Origin of the sequence: Xanthobacter aminoxidans (genome assembly GCF_023571765.1) — a bacterium.
GTDB classification, from domain to species: Bacteria; Pseudomonadota; Alphaproteobacteria; order Rhizobiales; family Xanthobacteraceae; genus Xanthobacter; species Xanthobacter aminoxidans.
Genome location: NZ_JAMJXC010000072.1, coordinates 1 through 797, shown reverse-complemented (window position 1 = coordinate 797; position 797 = coordinate 1). Strand labels below are relative to the sequence as shown.

1 protein-coding gene is annotated in these 797 nt (G+C 68.3%); it reads right to left on the bottom strand.

Going from position 1 to position 797, the window contains the following annotated elements:
• Positions 1-139: 139 nt before the first annotated feature.
• Positions 140-439 carry a DUF736 domain-containing protein gene (locus EJ105_RS27685; protein WP_138400486.1) on the bottom strand — a complete coding sequence of 100 codons (300 nt, stop codon included), beginning with the start codon at positions 437-439 and terminating at the stop codon, positions 140-142.
• Between the last annotated feature and the right edge of the window lie 358 nt (positions 440-797).

The following is a 797-nucleotide window of genomic DNA, read 5'->3' as shown; positions in this document are numbered from 1 at the left end:
CGATTATGCGGAGAGCGGGATTATGCAGAGCGCCGGCCTGTAAGGTCTGTGTTGCCGCCGGTTTCGGCGGGGGTTCTGCTCCGCATAATTGCGGGCTGGAAGGTGGGCGCCCCGCGGGAAGCGGAGCGCCCTTGGCCGGTCACCGCGACCAGATGAGCTTGTGCTCGCCCTTGTCGCCCTGGACCAGGGAGGCGTAGACCGGGTTCGTGAAGGACGGATCGTCGAGCTTGAGCGAGAGGTATTCGGCGCCGGTCTCGCGGGCGGTCCGGCTCCAGCCGGCGCCGAACTCGACGCCGTTGGCGGTGACGCGGTAGTCGGGCGCCTTGTCGGTGTCGCGGTCGCAGGGCTTGATGGTGGCCTTGACGTTGAGGGTGAGGGTCTTGATCGTCCCGGCATAGGCGCCGTTCTCGTCGCGGGTGAAGGTGCCGATCTGAGCCATTGTCGTATTTCCTGAGCTTTGCCCGAAGCCGCCCGATGCGGCCTCGATGGCGGTCGAGAGGCGACGGACCGGACGGCTGCACCCCTTGTGGGCCGCAGCGGCAGCGGAGGACGGCGGCAGCCGAGCTTGTTGTCCCGCGAGGAATGACCGCTTGCGGTCAGGGGAAGAAGGTCGGCGGAGCCGTTGCAGGCCAAGGCCGGACCGGCGCCAGACCAGCCCAGAAGAGAGGCCGCCTGGGGGCTTCGCCGCATGATCGGCAGAGATCGACGCTGGCGGTCGGCGCCTCATCAGCATGCTCAGCGCCGCCGGTGCATCACCCTCCCGCGGTCATGGCCACCTGCCTCCAACCCAACGACAC